Origin of the sequence: Aminobacter sp. MET-1 (genome assembly GCF_026521175.1) — a bacterium.
GTDB lineage: Bacteria > Pseudomonadota > Alphaproteobacteria > Rhizobiales > Rhizobiaceae > Aminobacter.
This window is the reverse complement of sequence record NZ_JAMSHL010000016.1, coordinates 80,935-100,230: the sequence shown is the minus strand read 5'-3', so window position 1 is coordinate 100,230 and position 19,296 is coordinate 80,935. Positions and strand designations below refer to the sequence as shown.

Annotated in this window: 17 protein-coding genes; 15 read left to right on the top strand and 2 right to left on the bottom strand. The window is 63.9% G+C overall.

Annotation, left to right across the window (positions count from 1 at the left end; all coding sequences use genetic code 11):
• Positions 1-30: 30 nt before the first annotated feature.
• From NDO48_RS20980 to NDO48_RS20965, 4 genes are read left to right on the top strand one after another with little or no spacing between them, the layout of a single operon-like run.
• Entirely contained in the window at positions 31-1,260 is a 1,230-nt protein-coding gene (locus tag NDO48_RS20980; RefSeq protein WP_018426074.1) for an ABC transporter substrate-binding protein, read from the top strand.
• Between the two features lies 1 nt (position 1,261).
• The gene (locus NDO48_RS20975; protein ID WP_018426075.1) at positions 1,262-2,206 is read left to right on the top strand and encodes a carbohydrate ABC transporter permease; all 945 of its coding nucleotides are present in this window, start codon (positions 1,262-1,264) and stop codon (positions 2,204-2,206) included.
• Between the two features lies 1 nt (position 2,207).
• Complete coding sequence (locus NDO48_RS20970; RefSeq protein ID WP_051091887.1) at positions 2,208-3,104, top strand: carbohydrate ABC transporter permease; 897 nt, start codon at positions 2,208-2,210, stop codon at positions 3,102-3,104.
• 15 nt (positions 3,105-3,119) lie between these two features.
• Positions 3,120-4,250: a mandelate racemase/muconate lactonizing enzyme family protein gene (locus NDO48_RS20965; protein WP_018426077.1), complete on the top strand. Its 1,131-nt coding sequence runs from the start codon at positions 3,120-3,122 to the stop codon at positions 4,248-4,250.
• Between the two features lie 22 nt (positions 4,251-4,272).
• On the opposite strand, the gene NDO48_RS20960 is transcribed toward NDO48_RS20965, so the two are convergent.
• Positions 4,273-4,662 (bottom strand): RidA family protein, encoded by a 390-nt coding sequence (locus tag NDO48_RS20960; RefSeq protein WP_026226811.1) that lies wholly within the window; start codon positions 4,660-4,662, stop codon positions 4,273-4,275.
• Between the two features lie 314 nt (positions 4,663-4,976).
• On the opposite strand from NDO48_RS20960, the gene NDO48_RS20955 reads away from it, so the two are divergent.
• From NDO48_RS20955 to NDO48_RS20940, 4 genes are read left to right on the top strand one after another with little or no spacing between them, the layout of a single operon-like run.
• Positions 4,977-5,789, top strand: a complete 813-nt coding sequence (locus tag NDO48_RS20955; protein WP_018426079.1) for a creatininase family protein — start codon at positions 4,977-4,979, stop codon at positions 5,787-5,789.
• 18 nt (positions 5,790-5,807) lie between these two features.
• The gene (locus NDO48_RS20950) at positions 5,808-7,229 is read left to right on the top strand and encodes an FAD-binding oxidoreductase (protein WP_018426080.1); all 1,422 of its coding nucleotides are present in this window, start codon (positions 5,808-5,810) and stop codon (positions 7,227-7,229) included.
• Positions 7,226-8,476, top strand: a complete 1,251-nt coding sequence (locus tag NDO48_RS20945; protein WP_018426081.1) for an NAD(P)/FAD-dependent oxidoreductase — start codon at positions 7,226-7,228, stop codon at positions 8,474-8,476. The genes NDO48_RS20950 and NDO48_RS20945 overlap by 4 nt, the downstream gene beginning before the upstream one ends.
• Positions 8,473-9,753, top strand: coding sequence for an amidohydrolase family protein (locus NDO48_RS20940; RefSeq protein ID WP_018426082.1), 1,281 nt, complete (start codon positions 8,473-8,475; stop codon positions 9,751-9,753). The genes NDO48_RS20945 and NDO48_RS20940 overlap by 4 nt, the downstream gene beginning before the upstream one ends.
• A 67-nt stretch (positions 9,754-9,820) precedes the next feature.
• On the opposite strand, the gene NDO48_RS20935 is transcribed toward NDO48_RS20940, so the two are convergent.
• On the bottom strand, positions 9,821-10,672 hold the full coding sequence (locus tag NDO48_RS20935) for a MurR/RpiR family transcriptional regulator (RefSeq protein ID WP_018426083.1): 852 nt from the start codon (positions 10,670-10,672) through the stop codon (positions 9,821-9,823).
• Positions 10,673-10,810: 138 nt separating this feature from the next.
• Between NDO48_RS20935 and murA the strand changes: the two genes are divergently transcribed.
• The 7 genes from murA to NDO48_RS20900 all read left to right on the top strand — a co-directional run bounded on the left by murA (position 10,811) and on the right by NDO48_RS20900 (position 19,285).
• Positions 10,811-12,067, top strand: coding sequence for a UDP-N-acetylglucosamine 1-carboxyvinyltransferase (gene murA, locus NDO48_RS20930; RefSeq protein WP_018426084.1), 1,257 nt, complete (start codon positions 10,811-10,813; stop codon positions 12,065-12,067).
• Entirely contained in the window at positions 12,064-12,954 is an 891-nt protein-coding gene (locus NDO48_RS20925; protein ID WP_018426085.1) for an N-acetylglucosamine kinase, read from the top strand. Before murA ends, NDO48_RS20925 begins: the two co-directional genes overlap by 4 nt.
• A gap of 123 nt (positions 12,955-13,077) precedes the next feature.
• Positions 13,078-14,010 (top strand): N-acetylmuramic acid 6-phosphate etherase, encoded by a 933-nt coding sequence (murQ, locus tag NDO48_RS20920; RefSeq protein WP_026226813.1) that lies wholly within the window; start codon positions 13,078-13,080, stop codon positions 14,008-14,010.
• Positions 14,011-14,061: 51 nt separating this feature from the next.
• A complete protein-coding gene (locus NDO48_RS20915) occupies positions 14,062-15,579 on the top strand; it encodes an ABC transporter substrate-binding protein (protein ID WP_018426087.1) in 1,518 nt (505 codons plus the stop codon).
• Positions 15,580-15,730: 151 nt separating this feature from the next.
• Positions 15,731-16,690, top strand: a complete 960-nt coding sequence (locus NDO48_RS20910; protein ID WP_018426088.1) for an ABC transporter permease — start codon at positions 15,731-15,733, stop codon at positions 16,688-16,690.
• Positions 16,690-17,523, top strand: a complete 834-nt coding sequence (locus tag NDO48_RS20905) for an ABC transporter permease (protein WP_018426089.1) — start codon at positions 16,690-16,692, stop codon at positions 17,521-17,523. Before NDO48_RS20910 ends, NDO48_RS20905 begins: the two co-directional genes overlap by 1 nt.
• A gap of 1 nt (position 17,524) precedes the next feature.
• A complete protein-coding gene (locus NDO48_RS20900) occupies positions 17,525-19,285 on the top strand; it encodes an ABC transporter ATP-binding protein (protein ID WP_018426090.1) in 1,761 nt (586 codons plus the stop codon).
• Positions 19,286-19,296: the final 11 nt, after the last annotated feature.

Sequence of the window (19,296 nt, the reverse complement as noted above, 5' to 3'; positions counted from 1 at the left end):
CGCCTCAGGCGCAATTGTGGGAGGAAGTATATGAAGAACTTGCTGAAAAGCAGCGCCATGGCCGCTGCGATCGCCGCCGGCATGGGAACGGCTCCGGCCTGGTCGGACAATCTGGTGCTGTGGGTGAACGCCCCGCTTGCCTCAGGTGCTGATGCGCCGCTCTACGCCGAACTCAAGGCGTTCGAGGCGGAGACGGGACACACGGTGTCCGTCCAGGCCGTTCCGCACATGGAGATGGAGCGCAACCTTTTCGTCGCGCTGTCCGGCGGTGCCGGGCCTGACGTCATGGCTCTCGACATCGCCTGGGTTGCAGGCCTTGCCGATGCGGGACTTTTGAAAGACATCAGCGCGCAGTCGGAGCCGCTCGCCGCACTATACCAGTCCGGACCTCTGGCGGCCGGCCGCTACAAGGGCAAGCAATACGCGCTGCCGCTCTACACCAACAACGTCGCCCTGATCGTCAATGACAAGATGCTGGCCGCTGCAGGCATCGACAAGGCTCCCACCAATTGGGAAGAGCTGCGTAAGGCCGCGGTCGCGATGACCGACGCGAGCAAGGGAACCTACGGCTTGAGCTTCGGCTCGAACCGGATGGGTGCGTTCCAGCTCTATCCGTTCATCTGGCAGGCAGGAGGCGACATCATCGACGAGAACGGTAAGTCGCATGTGGGCGATCCGGAAGCGATCGCGGCGGTCGACTTCCTGGCCAAGCTCTACACCGAAGACAAAGCGATGCCGGAATCGGTTCTGACCGCAGGCAACTGGGATGAGGTCCATGCGCCCTTTGTCCAGGAACGTGCAGGAATGGTGGTCAGCGGCGACTGGGCAATTGCCGCCATCAAGAAGAACGCGCCGAACCTCGACTTTTCGATCCACCCGCTACCCAAGGGCAAGGAAGCAGCGACCGTCATCGGTGGCTACAACCTCGCCATCCGCGAGGGCACGGCATCGCCCGACGCGGCCTTCAAACTGGTCGAGTGGCTCACCGGCGAACGCAGCATCGAACTGATGTCCAAGTACAATCGCCTGTCGGCGACGACAGCGGCCACCACGCCGGAAGCAATCGCCAAACTGCCAGAGGAAATGCAGCCGTTCATGGCGCAGGCTGGTGTCGGTCATCCCCGTCCGGTTGTCGCGTCGTGGAGCCAGATGCATGGTGACGTATTCGGGAACATGTGGGATGCCGTGATCCGCGGCGAGCCGGCAGCCGAGGCAATGGCCAAGGCCAACACGCAAATTGAGCAGTTGCTGGCCAAGTAAGATGACCACGAGCACCCGTGATACGACGAGACTGAAGCCGCACTGGTCCTCGATTTTCGAGAACGGCACGGGTGCGCGTCTCTACCCCTACCTGATGGTCATGCCAGCGATCGTGATCGCCATCGGGGTTGTGGTCTACCCGGTGGTGTCTGGCATCACCTCCGCCTTTCACGACGTGACGCTGCGCACCCTCAACAGCGGCGACATGCCGTTTGTCGGCATGCGCAACTTCGAGAGGGTCTTCGCCGATCCCAACTTTGTGCTCGCCTCGCTCAACACCCTGATCTGGGTGGTGCTCAACGTCGTGGCGCAGCTCGTCCTCGGGCTGGCGCTGGCGTTGCTGCTGCATCGCATTGTGCCGGGCATCGGCTTCTTCCGCTCCGGTATCCTGGTGCCCTGGGTGGTGCCCAGCGTCGTTGCAGTCCTCACCTGGCGGTGGATGTACGATCCCAGTGTCGGCATCGTGAACGAGATACTGGTGCGCCTGGGTATCATCGACGCCTATCATCCCTGGCTGGGCGATACGGCGACCGCGCTCTACGCCGTGACAGTCGAAAGCATCTGGAAGGGTACGCCGTTCGTAATGCTGCTTCTGCTCGCCGCACTGCAGCTGGTGCCGAAATCCATCCTGGAGGCGGCATCCATGGACGGCGCCTCGGGCTGGCGCAAGCTGTGGTATGTGATCCTGCCACAGATCCGCGTCTCCTTTGCCATCTCGGCCGTACTGACCTTCATCCTCACTGTGAACAACTTCAACGCGATCTGGCTGATGACTGAAGGCGGTCCGCTCAACTCGTCGGAGATCCTGTTCACGCTGGCCTACAAATACGGCTTTCAGCGTTTCGATCTCGGCATGGCTTCGGCAGTCGCGACGATGCTTTTCGTCGGGCTGGTCATCGCTACGACGATCTATCTCAAACTGATCCAGGCAAAGGAAGCCGACTGAGATGCGCCTCGTCCCCATGGAGGCCAAATCGGCCGAGGCACGCGCCAGCGCGCCGCTCAAGCGAACACGCATGCCGAAGGCGGTGCGCACCGGCCTGCTCTATGCCGGTCTCTGGACCGCATTCATCTGGTGCGTCTTTCCCTTCTACTGGATGATCGCCACTTCGCTGCGCGCCAAGGACGAGATCTTCGCGCGACCGCCCTCGATCGTACCGCACTCGGTTACCTTCCAGAACTACGTGGATCTGCTGGTCGGAGCGGAGTTCTGGCGCTTTGCCCTGAATAGCCTGATCCTGACTGCCAGCGTCACAGCGATCAGCGTCGTTCTGTCGGTCACCGCCGGCTATGCGATGGCGCGCCACCGGTTCAAGGGTTCGGTGCTGCTGCCGCTGTTCATGCTCTACGGGCAGATGTTCCCGCCGGTGCTGCTGTTGATCCCTTTCTACATCCAGCTGCGCTACCTGGGCTGGCTGGACAGCCTGTACGGACTGATCCCGGTCTATCTCAGCTACATGCTGCCGCTATGCGTCTGGCTCATGCGGGGCTTCTTCGCCCAGGTGCCGCACTCGCTCGAGGACGCTGCGCGCCTGGACGGCTGCACGCGCTGGCAGGCTTTCTGGCGCGTGATCCTGCCCATGGCGCGTCCGGGCATCGTCGCCGTGGCGACCTGGGTGATGATCCACACCTGGAACGAGTTCCTCTATGCCTCGACCTTCATCTTGTCGGACAAGAACAGGACGCTTCCCCTCGGGCTCTCCGGGCTGATCGGCCAGTACACGACCGACTGGGGCATGCTGATGGCTGGCGGCGTGATCACGGCGGCACCCATATTGCTCATCTTCTTCTTCCTTCAGAAGCATCTGGTCGCCGGCGTCGGCGGCGGTGCGGTGAAGGGCTGACTGGAAGGCTTTTCAATGACCAAGATCAAGAGCGTTCGGGCCTACGCCCTGTCCTGTCCGACACCCGGCGGCGCGACCTTCGCGGTCGGCCGCTCCGCCAAGCGCGACATGGTGCTGGTGCGAATAGAGACCCAGGACGGCATCGTCGGATATGGCGAGGCGCACCACGCCCAGACGCCGAGCACGATCGCAGCCTTCATCAACGATGCGCTCGGGCCGTCCATACTGGGTATGTGCGCTCACGAGACCGAAGCGATCTGGGACGCGAGCTATCGACGCTTCATTGCCACCCACGGCCCGGGCGCCGCTGCCGTGATCGGGCTGTCGGGCGTCGACCTTGCTTTGTGGGATATCAAGGGCAAGGATCTAAGCCAGCCTGTCTACAGGCTTCTGGGTGGCAAGCGGCGCCCCATTGCGGCCTATGCTGGCGGCATCAGCCTCGGCTTCCAGCCCGTCGACCAGCTCAAGGCCGAAATAGAGCGCTACATCGCCAAGGGCTACAATTTTATGAAGCTGCGTGTCGGCGACACGTTGGAAAAAGACCTTGAGCGCGTCTCGGGTGTGCGCGCGGCCTTTGGCGACGACATCGTTCTCGCGGCAGACGCCGGCACCCGATACCGCACCGCTGATATGCACCGCATCGCCGAGATCTGCGAAGCCGGCAAGCTGGCTTGGCTGGAGGAGCCGTTCACGCCCGACAATCTGCCTGGCTACCGTCGACTGCGCGACGTCACCTCTACGCCGCTCGCCGCCGGCGAGAACCACTTCACCCGCCATGAACTGCGGGCGCTGATCAGCGAGCAGGTGATCCAGTTCGTGCAGGCCGATTGCTGCAAGACCGGCGGAATCACGGAGATCCTCAAGATCGCTGCGCTGGCCGGAGCATGGCACCTGCAATTCGCCCCGCACACCAGTGCGTCGGTCTTGAGCACCGCCGCGTCGACGCACGTCCTCTCCGTCGCGCCAAACGCGTTCATCTACGAGGCCGACGTGTCGGCGATCAATGCTTTCAGGGACGAACTGGGGACACCGCTCGAGGTCACCGACGGGACGATCGTGGCGCCCGAAGGTCCTGGCCTCGGCGTGGAGATCGATGAGGGGCTGATCGGGAAATATCCATTCATCCCCGGCGCGTCCTATCAATGAGCCAAGCTGGCGGCTCGTTGGCTCAAGGCCGACGAGCCGCCACTGCCTCCACCTCGACGACGAACTCCGGTCTCGAAAAGCCGGAGACGATCATCAGGGTGGATGCAGGATACGGCGCTGCCATGAGGCGGTTCCGGACATCCATGTAGGGAGCCATATGTTCGCGCGCAGTCACATAGGCATTGATGCGTACGATATCGCCGAGGTCCATGCCGGCAGCGCGCAATACCGCTTCGATATTGGCGAAACACAGTTCGGCCTGTGCGGCGCAGCCCTCGGGAACCGACCCGTCGGCTGCCACACCCAGCTGGCCGGAGCAGAACAGGATGTCTGCCCCGGCAGGCACGAGCATGCCGTGGCTGTAGTTGGAGAAAGGTGGCGCGATGTCGGTCGCGAGAACGGATTTACTCATGTCGGAACCTCCCAGCAGACTGGCATGAACACGTATATCGAGCGCCTTTACGTGGGGTTAGTACAGTCAGCTTTCGCCGGCAGGACCACGGGGCTGCTCGCCTTGACAGATGGGACCCCATCGACAAGACTGCTTCCACCCCATGGCACAGGGCTTCCCGGAAACGAGCCGCAATTCGACCGGTCGCGCAGCGATCAGCGGAGAAGCGGGATGTTAAGCCAGGCCTATGCCAGCCCATTTTCCATCGATCATCTGACCACGGGCGACGCATCCAGTCGCCGCACCTGCGAGTCAACCGCCAGGGGGCCTTTCGCATGACACGCAGTGCTTTCCGCTGGGCCGACCTGACGCGCCCGGATTTCGCGAACCTGGACCGGGCACGCACAGTGCTTGTCCTGCCGATAGGCGCCATCGAACAGCACGGCCCACATCTGCCGGTGTCCGTCGACCGCGATCTCGCGGAGGCAGTTCTGGAGCGGGCGCTTGCTCATGTCGCGGACGACCTGCCCGTACTGGCGATGCCGGGGTTCGCCTACGGCAAAAGCAACGAGCACGCTGCGATCCCCGGAACACTCTCGCTTTCAGCCCAGACGCTGCTGGCTCTCCTTGGCGACCTCGCCGCAAGCCTCGCGGCAACCGGTTTCCGCAGACTGGTCTTTCTCAATGCCCATGGCGGCAACGCGCCGGTTCTCGAGATCGCCGCCCGCGACCTGAAGATCGCTCACGGTCTGAGGATCGCAACTTGCAACTGGTACAATTTCAACGAGGCCGAGCGCCATGGCGACCCGCGCGAGAACGCTTTCGGCATCCATGCCGGGCTGATCGAGACGAGCGCCATGCTGGCGCTGAAGCCCGATCTCGTCGCAATGGACCGGGCAGGCGATTTTTCCAGCCAGGCGGAGGCATGGCAGCGGGATTTCGTTCATATCGGACTGTCTGCCGGTCGCGCACGGCCGGCCTGGACCATCGAGGACATCAGCGCAACGGGCGCCTGCGGCAATGCAGCTGCCGCCGCGCGCGAGATCGGTGAAGAGCTCCTCGCAACAGCTGCCCGCAACTTCGCTCGTTTCCTGAGCGAGTACGACCGCTTCTGCGACCTGCAAGACCAACAAGACCGCGCCCGCTGAGCCGCGCCGGAGGAAAATATGTCCATCTCGGGAAAGAACGACATCGACTGGAAGGCGTTCGCGGCGGCGCTCGGCGAGGTCGAGACCATTGACACGCCGTCGATCGTGAAGAAGCGGTCCCGCGACTTCTTTTGGTACAGTCCCATTCTCAATCGCGACCTGGCATCGTGCTTCGGCGACTTGGTCGCGGTGCCGAAGTCGGCGGAAGAGTTGTCGGTATGCCTCGCCACCGCAGTTGCCTGGAACGTGCCAGTCGTCGTTCGCGGTGGCGGAACCGGAAATTATGGCCAAGCGGTGCCGATGCAGGGTGGGCTGATCATCGACATGACCGGCCTGAACCGGATCATCGAAATCGGGGAGACGACGCTGCACGTCCAGGCCGGCGCCAAGATCGGTGCGATCAACGAGGCGCTGGCCGAGAGGGGCCGGGAGCTTCCGTTGTTTCCCTCGACCGAAGCAATAGCGACGATCGGCGGGTTTATCGCCGGAGGTTCTGGTGGCATCGGCTCGATCCGCCACGGCATGCTGCGCGACGGCAAAAACATCGAGAGCATCGCGGTGCTATCGGTGGAGTGCGAGCCGAAGCGGCATGAATTCTCAGGCAAGGAGATATCGGCGATCCATCACGCCTGGGGCCTCAATGGGGTGATTACGGATCTCAAGCTCGGCACTGTGCCCTCGGCGCGGTGGGGCAACATTATCGCGTCATTCGACGCCTACAGGCAGGCCTTCGAGGCCGGCGTCGAGCTGGGCTCGGCGCGGCATCTCAATCTGAAGCTGTTGACGACCATCGACCGGCGGATCGCCGCCTCGATCAAGCAGCTCGGTGTGATCGCGGAACGCCGCCGCCACCTGCTGCTGGTCATGATCGCCGAGGAGTATGCGGGCGAGGGGATGCGCATTCTGGAAAGACATGGCGGCGTCAAGGAGCTGGAACTCGACAATGCGGCGATGAAGGCATCCGGCCTGCCGACGCTAACCGAGTTTTCCTACAATCACACGACACTGCAAGTGCTGAAGCAGGACCGCACGGTCACCAACCTGCAGGCGACCGTCCGGCCACCGCTGGATGGATCCAGGATCGACGAGTTGCGGGCAGTGGTTGGCGACGAGGTGCTGATGCACCACGAGTTCGCGCTGCTAAACGACCAGCTCGTCGCCTTTGACTTGCCCGTGGTGCGCTACACCACCGACGAACGGCTGTTCGAGTTGGCGAAAATATACGATGACCATGGCTTTCCCACCTCCAATCCGCATGTGCCATATGTCGAGGGCGGGTCCATGAAGCCGGATTTCCGCCACTTGGCCTGGAAGAAGCGGCTCGATCCGCACGGGCTGCTCAATTCGGCGAAATCGCGGCTCTGGGACGCGGTAAAGCACCTTCCAGCCGAGGAAATCGAGCAGCTGCCCAGCCATCAAGCCGTACGGAATGCATCGTGAAGCCCGGCGTCGTCATAATCGGCGCTGGCCACAGCGGTTCGCAGGCCGCGGTCTCGCTGCGCCAGGAAGGCTATGCGGGCGCCATCGCATTGATCGGCGCCGAGCCCGGATACCCTTATCACCGTCCCCCTCTCTCGAAGGCATTCCTCAAGCAGGACGACGATAAGCTGCAGCCGTTGCGCGGCGAAGCTGTCTACGAGGCGAGTGGCATCGACTATCACCGTGCAAGACGGGTGCATCGCATCGATCTCAGCACACGACGCTGCGTCCTGGACGGCGGCGACATAGCGTTTGACGAACTTATCATCGCGACAGGTGCCGCCTCGAGGATGCCTGCAGTCGAGGGGATCAGTCTGGACGGGATTTTCGCGCTGCGCACCGCTTCAGACGCGCGCCGCATCAGGCAGCACATGAAGGATGTTGAAAGCGTTGTCATCGTGGGTGGCGGCTTCATCGGGCTGGAAACTGCCGCGACCATGGCGGCCTTCGGCAAGCGGGTCACCGTGCTGGAGATCGGCGAGCGGCTTTTGGCGCGGGCGGTGTCGCCCGTCGTCGCGACCCACGTCCTCTCGCGTCTCTCTGATTGCGGTGTCGACGTCCGCTTTGGAACGCAGGTTCGCGCCTTTTTCGGCGACGATGCCGTGCGGGGCGTGTTCACCGGTGAGGACGAAACCACCGCGGCCGATATGGTGATCGTCGGAATCGGCGCCGATCCGGATGTCGATCTGGCTGTCGAGGCCGGGTTAGAGGTCGATGGCGGCATTGTCGTCGATGACATGCTGCGCAGTTCGGCGCAGGGTGTCTACGCCATCGGGGATTGCGCCCGGTTTCCGCATTGGCAGCTCGGCCAGCCAGTGCGCCTGGAATCCGTACAGAACGCCACCGACCAGGCGCGGCATGTCGCCGGCGTCCTCATGGGCAAGCCCAATCCCTATGTCACCGTTCCCTGGTTCTGGTCGGATATTGGCAACATGAAGCTGCAGATGGCCGGTCTGTCTGCAAATGCGGATCGTCAAATTGTCACTGGCGATCCCACGGGCGGGGCCTTTGCCGTATATCATTTCAAACACGCCCGGCTCGTAGGCGTAGATACGATCAACCGGCCCGGCGACCATATGCTTGGCCGCAAGATGATCGCTGCGAACTACCAGCCGGAGGAAGCAGACATTCTCGCCGGTCGCGTGAACGATGCGTTCAAGGCGTGGTCGAGCCAGACCACCTCCGACGGCGAGCGACATTTAGCATGACGACAGCGCCTGAAAACACGTACCGGATGGACGCGATCCTAGGAAACGTGCGGATTCCGCGTTCACTGCTCGGCAGCCCCGATGCCTTTGGCGGCCGGCCGGATCGGGACTGCATCGCCGGAAATCTGGTCATCCGTGGCGGGTATGCCGTGGGCATGTCCATTGACGCTCCGATGGACATGGATTTGCGGGGACGTCTGATTACGCAACCCTTTGTCGAGGCTCATTGCCACCTGGACAAATGCTTCACGGCCGAACGGATGGACTATGTCGGCGGTACGCTGGAACAGGCGATCGCTGCGCAGGCAAGTGACAAGCGTAGTTGGAGCCGCGAGGACATCGCGGCCCGGGCGACGCGCGGCCTTCAGGAATTGGCGATATCCGGCACCCGGCTCGTTCGTACCCATGTGGACTGGGAGGTGGATCCGGCCGATCCGGAACGCCTGCCGCTGGCGTGGACCACCCTGGCGGAGCTTGCCGAAACGTGGCGGGACAGCATCGTGCTGCAGCGCGCGGGGCTGCTTCCCATCGATGTGCTGGCTAGCGAAGACTATTGCGATCGCGTCGCGCGCGCGATCGCGCGGACGAACGGCGTTCTGGGCGCATTCGTCGCCAGCCAGCCACAGAGGCGTGCGGGCATTCGCAATATGATCCGCGCCGCGGCAAGGCACGGAATTGCGCTCGATTTCCACGTCGACGAGGGCATGGATCCGGCGCTCGACGGCCTCGAGGTCATTGCGACCGAACTCATCGTCGCCCGCCACGAGGGGCCGGTGCTTTGCGGTCACGTATGCAATCTGGGGACGGTCGATGCCGCAACGCGCGCGCGTCGCATCGAACTGGCCGCCACGGCGAAGCTCTCCGTCGCGGCTTTGCCGAGTAGCAATCTCTATCTGCAGGACCGTGGCGCAAGTATGCCGCTGAGGCGGGGGGTGACGGCAATACGAGAGCTGATCGGTGGCGGCGTCAACATGGTCTTTGGCACAGATAACGTCCAAGACGCCTTCTGTCCTGTCGGCACTCACAGCCCCGCATCGGCGCTTGAGATGGCGGTACTCGCCGCTCAGCTCGAACCGCCCTTCGGCAAATGGCTGCCTTGCGTAATGGGACAAGCCTCCAGCGCACTGGGGGCCGCGATGCCGGACATCGACCATGCAGCGGTTGAAGATCTGCTCCTGTGGAACACCGGACAGGTGACCGATATCGTAAGCGCGGCGAGCCGCACGAAGTCTGTCCGCGTGAGAGAAGCACTGGCGCGCGATTTTTCGTTCGATTAACCGATGGGGCACCGAAGTGACTGTGACCAGCCACGAGAGGCTGGCCTCCACAAGCCCTGGTCACGGCCTAGCGCAGTTTGAGAGCCGATACGGCTGCTTCGCTGCGATGGATGTGTTCGTTCGCATCTTGCTGCCGCTGCACCAGCAGGATGAACAGGAGGTCGGTTAGCGCCAGTTGCGCATCGCGCGCGGTGATCGATGAAGAGCGAACATTATCCTCGTCGCTGACCGAATGAAGCGTGATGTCGGCGATGGCACTCAGCGGATTGTCGCGCATCGACGACATCACCACCACGGTTGCTTGTTGCCCCCGTGCGATCTCGGCTACGCGCAGCGTTTCGATGCTCACGCCTGAATGGGAGATCGCAAACAGCATGTCCCTGGGGCCCAGTGACGTGGCGCTCGCCAGTTGCACGTGGCTGTCGCTGTCATGCAGCACGTTGCGGCCGAGCTTCATCAGCTTGATGGCGAAGTCGCGCGCCACCAGCGATGAGGCGCCGACGCCGGAGAGGTGGATACGCTCCGCCCGGTCTATCATGTCGAGCACCCGCGTTACCGTTTGTTCGCTGTTGACCGACATGGTCTGCTGCATGGCCGCGAGCTTGCCCGCCACCAGCTTCTGCTGGACGGCGACGTAACCGTCTGTTCGGTCGATGCTACCGTGCACCATGCCGGGCGGGGCCTGCCATTGCTGGGCCTTGGCCTCGGAGACCGCAAGCTTCAGCTGCTGGTAGCTGGGATAGCCCAGCTTCTGCGCGAACTTGACCACGCTGGACTGGCTGCGGCCGGTCTGCTCGCCCAACGCCACAGACGAGAGGCGCAGCATCTCGTCTGGATTGTCGACGATGAACTGGCCGATCTGCCGGTCTGCCGGCGACATGGTGTCGAGCGTCGCAGTGATTTTGGTGAGAACCGACATGAAGCTCCTCGGGGCTCTCTCGTCCAGCTGACGTCAAGGAATAGAATATTCCAGTCGAGGTTGACAGCAAAGAATAATGCGATCAACTCTCTTGTCGGTCCGGCAGGTCCCGTCCGGCTGATGAACGGATTCTCTGACATGGACAAGTTGCGCATCGTCGGCGGGCAGAGGCTGCAGGGCGCGGTCGCCATATCGGGCGCCAAGAATGCGGCATTGCCGCAGATCGCGGCGTCGCTGCTGAGCCCGGAACCTCTCGAACTGACCAACCTGCCTGCAGTGAGCGATGTCGAGAACATGCTCGGGGTGATTGCCCAGCATGGCGCCGAGATCGGCCGCCAAGGCGGCTGCGTCCGTATCGATGCGAGCAAGGCGTCTTCGCGCGAGACCAGCTACGACACGGTGCGCAAGATGCGCGCCACCGTGCTGGTGCTTGGGCCGCTGCTCGCTCGCTTCGGCAAGGCCGAGGTGTCGCTGCCCGGCGGCTGCGCCATCGGCGCGCGGCCAGTCGACATGCATATCAAGGCTCTTGGGCAACTCGGCGCCGACATCGGCGTCCGCGGCGGTTCGATCGTCGCCTCCGCACCCCAGGGGCTGACAGGGGCGCGCATCGTGCTCGGTTCGCCTTCGGTGGGCGCGACGGAAACGGCGATGATGGCGGCAACCATTGCAAACGGCGAGACGGAGATCGTCAATGCCGCGCGCGAGCCCGAGGTGATGGACCTCGCCTCCTGTCTCGCGGCCATGGGCGCCAACATTGAAGGCGCGGGCACGCATCGTATCATGGTGCAGGGCGGCACCTCGTGGCGCGCGGCCTCTCATCATACGATCCCCGACCGCATCGAGGCAGGAACCTACGCCATCGCGGCCGCCATATCAGGCGGTCAGCTCGAGCTGACCAATGCACGGTTGGAACACATGGCATCGGTCGTGCAGGTGCTGGAGGCGGCCGGGGTCAGCGTCTGGCCCGGCGATCGCGGTCTGATCGTGTCGCGCGACGGGCCGCTGACGCCGGTGGACATCACCACCGAACCTTATCCCGGCTTTCCGACCGACCTGCAGGCGCAGTTCATGGCACTGATGTGCTGTGCGCCGGGGGCGTCGCTGTTGCGCGAGACTGTGTTCGAGAACCGCTTCATGCATGTGCCGGAGTTGGTCCGGCTTGGCGCCAACATCACGCTGCAAGGCACGACGGCGCTGGTGCGCGGCGGCGTGCCGCTGCGTGGGGCGCAAGTGATGGCCACAGACCTGCGCGCCTCGGTGTCGCTGGTGCTGGCAGCGCTCGTCGCCGAGGGCGAGAGCATCGTCAATCGCGTTTACCATCTCGACCGGGGCTATGAGAGCCTCGACCGCAAGCTGCGCATGTGTGGCGCCACCATCGAGCGGCTGCCCGGATGACCAGCGCCTCCAATCCTCCCTTTTTTCTCGGCGTCGACGGCGGCGGCACTGGCTGCCGCGCGCGAATCGTCGATATGGCAGGCAATGTGCTGGGGCAGGGGCTTTCTGGCCCGGCGACGACACGGCTCGGCATCGATAACGCCTGGATATCGATGGCGCGTGCCTTCGGCGAGGCTGCCGAAGAAGCCGGATTTGGCGCTGCGGAACTGGCGCGAACCTTCGCCGGCATCGGCCTTGCGGGCATCGGCCGCAAGGGTGCGCTGGAGGCGCTGCGGCAGATCGAACACCCCTTCGCCGCCGTCGACTTTGTCAGCGACGGCATGGGGGCTTGCCTCGGCGCCCATTCGGGCAAGGATGGCGCCATCGTCATTGCCGGCACCGGCTCGATCGGCCTGGGCTTTGTCGAGGGCCGGGATCTCAGGGTCGGTGGCTACGGATTTCCCATCTCGGATGAAGGCAGTGGCGCCGATCTCGGCTTGAAGGTGGTGCAGCTTGCGCTGCGTGCCCATGACGGCCGCCACGACCGGTCCGCACTGCTGACCGAAATCATGCAGCGCTTCCACAACGACCCTATGGAAGCGGTGGCGTGGATGGACCGGGCAACGGCGACAGACTACGCCGCACTGGCGCCGACCGTCATGCGCCACGCCGACCAGGGCGACGCCGCCGGACGCCGCATCGTGCAATCCGCAGCTGAGCAGATCGATACGATTGTGCGCACCCTGTTCAGCAAGGGTGCGCCGCGCGTGACGCTTCTCGGCGGCCTGGCCAGTCCGCTCGAGCCGTGGCTCGCCCCCGATGTTCGGCGCCGTCTCAAGCCGGCCGATGGTGACGCCGTGTCCGGGGCGATCATCCTCGCCAGGCGGCTCAAGCCGCTACCTAACTGACAGGAATAATCCATTCCAAAATTTATTGACAATAGGAATAGTGCATTCTAGAAAGTTAATGAAGGCCTAGGGGAACCGGCTCCACGAGGCTGTGCATTTTGAGAACCGGGCAGGTAGCGACAAGTGTCAGAACAAGCCTTGATTTCGGAACTGGGGCGTTTGGTTTCCGAGGAACGGAACCCGCGCACCATGGACATAGACCTGTTGCCGACCGTCGAGGTCCTCAGGAAGATCAACGACGAAGACAAGCTTGTCGCACACGCGGTCGAGCAGGTTATCCCCGAGATCGCCGCTGCCGTCGACCGGACCATCGCTGCCTTCCGGCAGGGCGGGCGCCTCATCTACATGGGTGCTGGCACCAGTGGCCGCATCGGCGTGCTTGACGCCTCCGAATGCCCGCCGACATTCAGCGTGCCGTCCACCATGGTGGTGGGGCTCATCGCCGGCGGTTACAGCGCGCTGCTGAAGGCGACGGAAGGGGCGGAAGACAGCCAGTCCAAGGGCGCCGAGGCGCTGGCCGAAATCGGCCTGACAGCCAAGGACGTCGTCGTCGGCATCGCGGCGAGCGGCCGCACGCCCTATGTCATCGGCGGCCTCGACTACGCCAAGAAGATCGGCGCGACGGCAGTTGCATTGTCGTGCAACCCGCAGTCCGCCATCGCTGAAATCGCCGACATCGCCATTTCACCCGTCGTCGGCCCTGAGGCGCTGACCGGCTCGACGCGCATGAAGTCGGGCACGGCAGAGAAGCTCGTTCTCAACATGCTGACCACGGCCAGCATGATCGGCATCGGCAAGACCTATGAGAACCTCATGGTCGACCTCAAGGCGTCGAACAAGAAACTCGTGGCACGCGCCGCCCGCATCGTCATGCAGGCGACCGAATGTACGCTGGAAGTGGCGCAGGCAGCGCTGGCCCAGACAGACAACGACGTGAAGCTGGCAATCCTCATCGTCATGACGGGGATGGACCTCGCCGCGGCGCGATCAGCGCTGGAGGGTTCGAAAGGCTTCTTGCGGCAAGCAATCCGGGATGCGAAGCAGGCATCCATGTGATCCGGTCGGCCATTCCGGCCGCGCCAGAGAATGAGTAACAGGGAGGATGAAATGACCAGCAAGTTCAAATATTTCCTTGGGGCAACCACGGCCGTGATGATCGGCCTGTCGGGTGTCGCAGGCCATGCCGATGCAGCGACGCTGCGGATGGCCTGGGCGCAGGACGCCACTGGACTCGACCCGCATAAGCAGACCGCGTTTTCGTCGCTGCGCCTGCTTGAGCTGATCTACGAACCGCTCGTGCGCCTCGATGCCGACCTCAAGATCGTTCCGGGCATCGCCACGTCGTGGGAGTTTTCCGCCGACGGCAAGCAGCTCACCTTCAAGCTCGACCCCAAGGCCAAGTTCCAGAACGGTGCCGCGCTGACCTCGGCCGACGTCAAGGCATCGTTCGAGCGCATCCTCGACGAGAAGACGGGTGCCGCCAACCGCGCCAACTACCTGTCGATCGAGGCCATCGAGACGCCCGATGCCGGCACCGTCGTCTTCAAGCTCAAGCAGCCCGACGCGCCGATCCTCACCGCCATGACCGACACCAACTCGTCGATCGTTCCGGCAAGCGAGATCGCTGCTGGCACCATCGGCACCCAGGCGATCGGCTCGGGTCCATTCAAGCTCGAGAAGTGGGATCCCAATTCCAAGGCGGCGCTTGTCGCCAACAAGGACTGGGCCGGTGGCGCCACCGGCGTCGACGGCATCGAGATCAGTGTTCTGCCCGACGAGACCGCGATCCTGGCTGCCATGCGCACCGGACAGGTCGATTTCGCGCTGCTCAACGATCCGCTGATTGCGACGCTGGTGCCCAAGGAGCCCAAGCTCCAGCTCAACCGCGCACCGCTGCTCGCCTACCACGTGCTTCAGCTCAATCCGGCCCGCAAGCCGATGAACGAACTGGCCGTGCGCCAGGCCATTTCCTGCGCCGTTGACCGCCAGGCTGTGCTCGATACGGCATCCCTGGGCGAAGGCAAGGTGACCGGGCCGATTACCGCACCGTTCTTTGCGTCCGACCCGAACTCGCTGTTCTGCTACAAGCAGGACGTCGAGAAGGCCAAGAAGCTGATGGCCGATGCCGGTTTTGCCGATGGCTTCAGCGCTACCGTAATCGCTGCCACCGGTGAGCCGCCGACGGCTGCCGCCGAAGCGCAGGTGCTGCAGTCGCAGCTGGCCGAGATCGGCGTCAAGCTCGACATCAAGATGATGGAGCTCAACGTCTATGTCGACACCTGGCTGAAGGGCGACTTCGACATGGCCGTGGCGCTGAATGGCGGCCGTCCCGACCCCTACACCATGTACAACCGCTACTGGACCAAGAACGGTAACCTGCAGAAGGTGTCCAACTTCGCTGACGACACGCTCGACAAGCTGCTGCAGGACGGCCGCGCCGAGACCGATCCGGAGAAGCGCAAGGTGATCTTCGCCGAGTTGGACAAGCAACTCGCCGAGAAGGCGCCGTGGATCTGGCTCTACACCGGCTACGGCTACACTGCCCAGCAGAAGAACGTGCAGGGCTTCGTGCCGATGCCGACAGGTTCGCTGGTCAGCCTCGGCAAAGCCACCGTCCAGCAGTAACCAGAGCTTCAGGCGGCGCGCTCTCCCTGTCGTCGCCTGAAGGCGGTCGCCTTCGACAAGATGGCGACCGCCCTGCAATCCGCGATCGGCTCCCAGACCGATCCAGCCGGGGAGCCGAAACGCTCCTTCAACCCCAGATGGTTCGCACGCCATGAGTTACGTGATACGTCGCCTACGGGCCTTTCCCCTGGTTCTCATCGGCGTCTCTATCATCGTCTTCATCGCCATCCGGCTCGTGCCGGGCGATTCCATCACGGCCATGCTGGGCACCGAGGCCGGCCTTTTGACCCCGCAGCAGCGGGATTCGCTTGCCGTCTATTTCGGCATCGACCAACCTTGGCCGGTCCAGTACTGGCGCTGGTTCACCGGCCTGTTCAGCGGCGACCTCGGCGTATCGGTGACCTATGGCAAACCGGTGCTGACGGTCATCCTCGAACGCTTCCCGCTGACGCTGGAACTCGCGCTGCTTGCCATGCTGATCGCGCTGTCGATCGGCGTGCCCGCCGGCGTCTTTGCCGCCACGCGCAACGAACGTCCTGCCGATCTCGGCGTGCGCATCGTCGCCATGATCGGCCAGTCGACGCCGAGCTTCGTTGTCGGCCTCGTCATCATCTACATCCTGTCGGCCGGCTTCGGCGTTCTGCCCACCATGGGCGCGTTCACCCCGATCTGGCAGAATCCATTGCAGAATCTCGGCCAGATGATCCTGCCGGCGATCACGCTTGGCTGCGCCTTCGCCTCTTCGGTCACCCGCGTCACCCGCTCTGCCATGCTCGACGTTCTCAGCGACGATTACGTCCGCACCGCCCGCAGCAAGGGCACGCCGGAGCGCCAGGTCATCTGGCGCCACGCCCTGCCCAATGCGCTGGTGCCTGTCGTCACGCTGAGCGGCATCGAGTTCGGCTACCTGCTCGGCGGCGCCGTCATCGTCGAACAGATCTACGCCTTGCCGGGCCTCGGCCGCATGGTGCTGGAAGCCATCCTGCAGCGCGACTATGCGCTGGTGCAGGGCGCCGTTCTGTTCATCGCCCTCAACTTCATGATCGTCAATCTGCTCGTCGACCTCGCCTATGCCGCGCTCGACCCCCGCATTCGCCTGGAGGGCCGTTGATGCGCATCCTGAAGTCCATTTTCTCCCATCCGAGCGGCCGCATCGGCGGCGCCATCGTGCTGGTCTACCTGCTGGTCGCTTTGCTGGGGACCGTCGGCCTGACCCCGCACGACCCACTGATGCAGTATCGGATCGACCGCCTGCACGCGCCGACGTCTTCCTACTGGATGGGCACCGACCTGTTCGGCCGTGACGTCATGAGCCGCCTGATGAAGGGCGTCGGCCAGTCCTTCACCGTTGCCTTCTTCTCCGTCGCGCTGGCAACCCTTGCCGGGACTGTGCTCGGCCTCACCGCCGCCTGGTATGGCGGGCGCTGGGACACGCTCCTTATGCGCCTCATGGACGTGCTGCTGGCCTTCCCGGCGATCCTCCTGGCGCTGCTGATCGTCACCATCATCGGCCCGGGCACCTGGACCAGCGTCGCAGCCATCAGCATCGTCTACACGCCGATCTTCACCCGTGTGGTGCGCGGACCGGCGCTGTCGCTCAAGGCGCGCGACTTCGTCGATGCCGCCCGCACTTTCGGCTCGAGCCGCAGCTACATCTTGACCCGGCACTTGCTGCTCAACCTGGTGGCGCCGCTGACCGTACAGGTGACGCTGGCGCTCGCCTGGGCGCTCTTGACCGAAGCGGGCCTGAGCTTCCTTGGCCTCGGCACCCAGCCGCCTGCCTCGTCGCTCGGCCTGATGCTGAGCGATGCCCGTAACCTGATGGAGCAGGCGCCGTGGTTGCTGGCCTTCCCGGCCGTCGCCATCATGCTTTCCATCCTCGGCTTCAACCTTCTCGGCGATGCGCTTCGCGACATCCTCGACCCCAAGACGAGGAGGGCGTGACATGGCCAATGACGTCAAGCCGATCCTTTCGGTCCACGACCTGCATGTCAGCTTCGGCCAGGGTACCGCGACCAAGGAGGTCGTGCATGGCGTCAGCTTCGACCTCGGCCTTGGCGAGGTGCTGGCGATCGTAGGCGAGAGCGGCTCGGGCAAATCCGTCACCGCGCTCTCCACCAATCGCCTGACCGACTATGCCGACGGGCGCATCACCAGCGGCAAGATCGAGCTGCTGCGCGCCAACGGCTCGGTGATGGACGTCACCGCGGCCGGCAAGCAGGAACTCGTCGGCATTCGCGGCGCCGAGATCGGCGTGATCTTCCAGGAGCCGATGACCTCGCTCAACCCGGTGCTATCAATCGGCGCCCAGATCGAGGAATCGTTCCGCCTGCATCGCGGCCTGACCGGCGCGCAGGCACGCGCCGCGGCGCGTGAAGCGCTGGAGCGGGTGCGCATTCCGGATGCCGAGCGCCGGCTGAAGGCGACGCCGAACGAACTTTCCGGTGGCATGCTCCAGCGCGTAATGATCGCCATGGCGCTGGCCTGCAATCCGCGCCTGCTGATCGCCGACGAGCCGACGACTGCGCTCGACGTCACCGTGCAGGCGCAGATCATGGCGCTGCTGGCCGAGCTCAGGCGCGAGACAGGCATGTCGATGATCTTCATCAGCCACGATATCGGCCTCGTCGCCGGCATCGCTGACCGCGTGATGGTGATGCAGGACGGCCGGATCGTCGAACAGGGCGAGCTGAGCCAGATCCTCGACAAGCCGCAGCACCCCTACACGCAGCATCTTCTGCACGCGGTGCCGCACTTCTCCAGTGGTGCCGCCGCTCGCGCCGACGGCGCACGCGAGGTCGTACCGCTACCCAAGCCGACGCTCGAGGTCGACGATCTCGTTGTACGTTTTCCGCTGAAGGGTGGCTGGTTCAGCAAGCCGGTCGGTGCGGTGCATGCCGTCGACGGTGTCGGCTTCGACCTGCTTGCGGGCGAGACGCTGGCCATCGTCGGCGAAAGCGGCTCTGGCAAGTCGACCACGGCACGCGCCGTGCTCGGACTTGTCTCACCGACACGTGGTGTCTTCTCGGTCGAAGCTCAGGCTGCAAGGCCCGGCCAGAGCAGGCTGCCGGTGCAGATGGTGTTCCAGAACCCCTATGCATCGCTCAACCCGCGACTGACCGTCGAGCAGATCCTGGCGGAGCCGGTGATAGCGACCGGTGCGCCGATCGATACGACGGTGCGCGAGCGCATGGTCACGCTGCTCAAGCGCGTCGGCCTGCCCGAGGATAGCCTGGCGCGTTATCCGCACCAGTTCTCCGGCGGCCAGCGCCAACGCCTGTGCATAGCCCGCTCGCTGATGCTCAACCCGTCGGTCGTGGTGCTTGACGAGGCGGTCTCGGCACTCGACGTGTCCGTCCAGGCGCGTGTGCTGGAGCTTCTGGTCGACCTGCAGCGCGAATATGGTCTCGCCTATCTGTTCATCTCGCACGACATGGCGGTGGTCGAACGCATCGCGCATCGTGTCGCGGTGATGTATGCCGGCCAGATCGTCGAGATCGGCGATGCGAAATCGGTGCTGTCCAACCCGCAGCACCCCTACACCAGGAAACTCATCGAGGCCGTGCCGACGATCGACCGCCGCAAGCAGCATTTCGAGCTCGACACCCGCCAGGTGCCGTCGCTTGTGCGCCCGGTCGGCTACGAGCCGCCAGCGGCGACATGGATGCAATACGGCGCCGATCACAAGGTCCGGGCCGAGGCCTGAGGGAAGCGAAC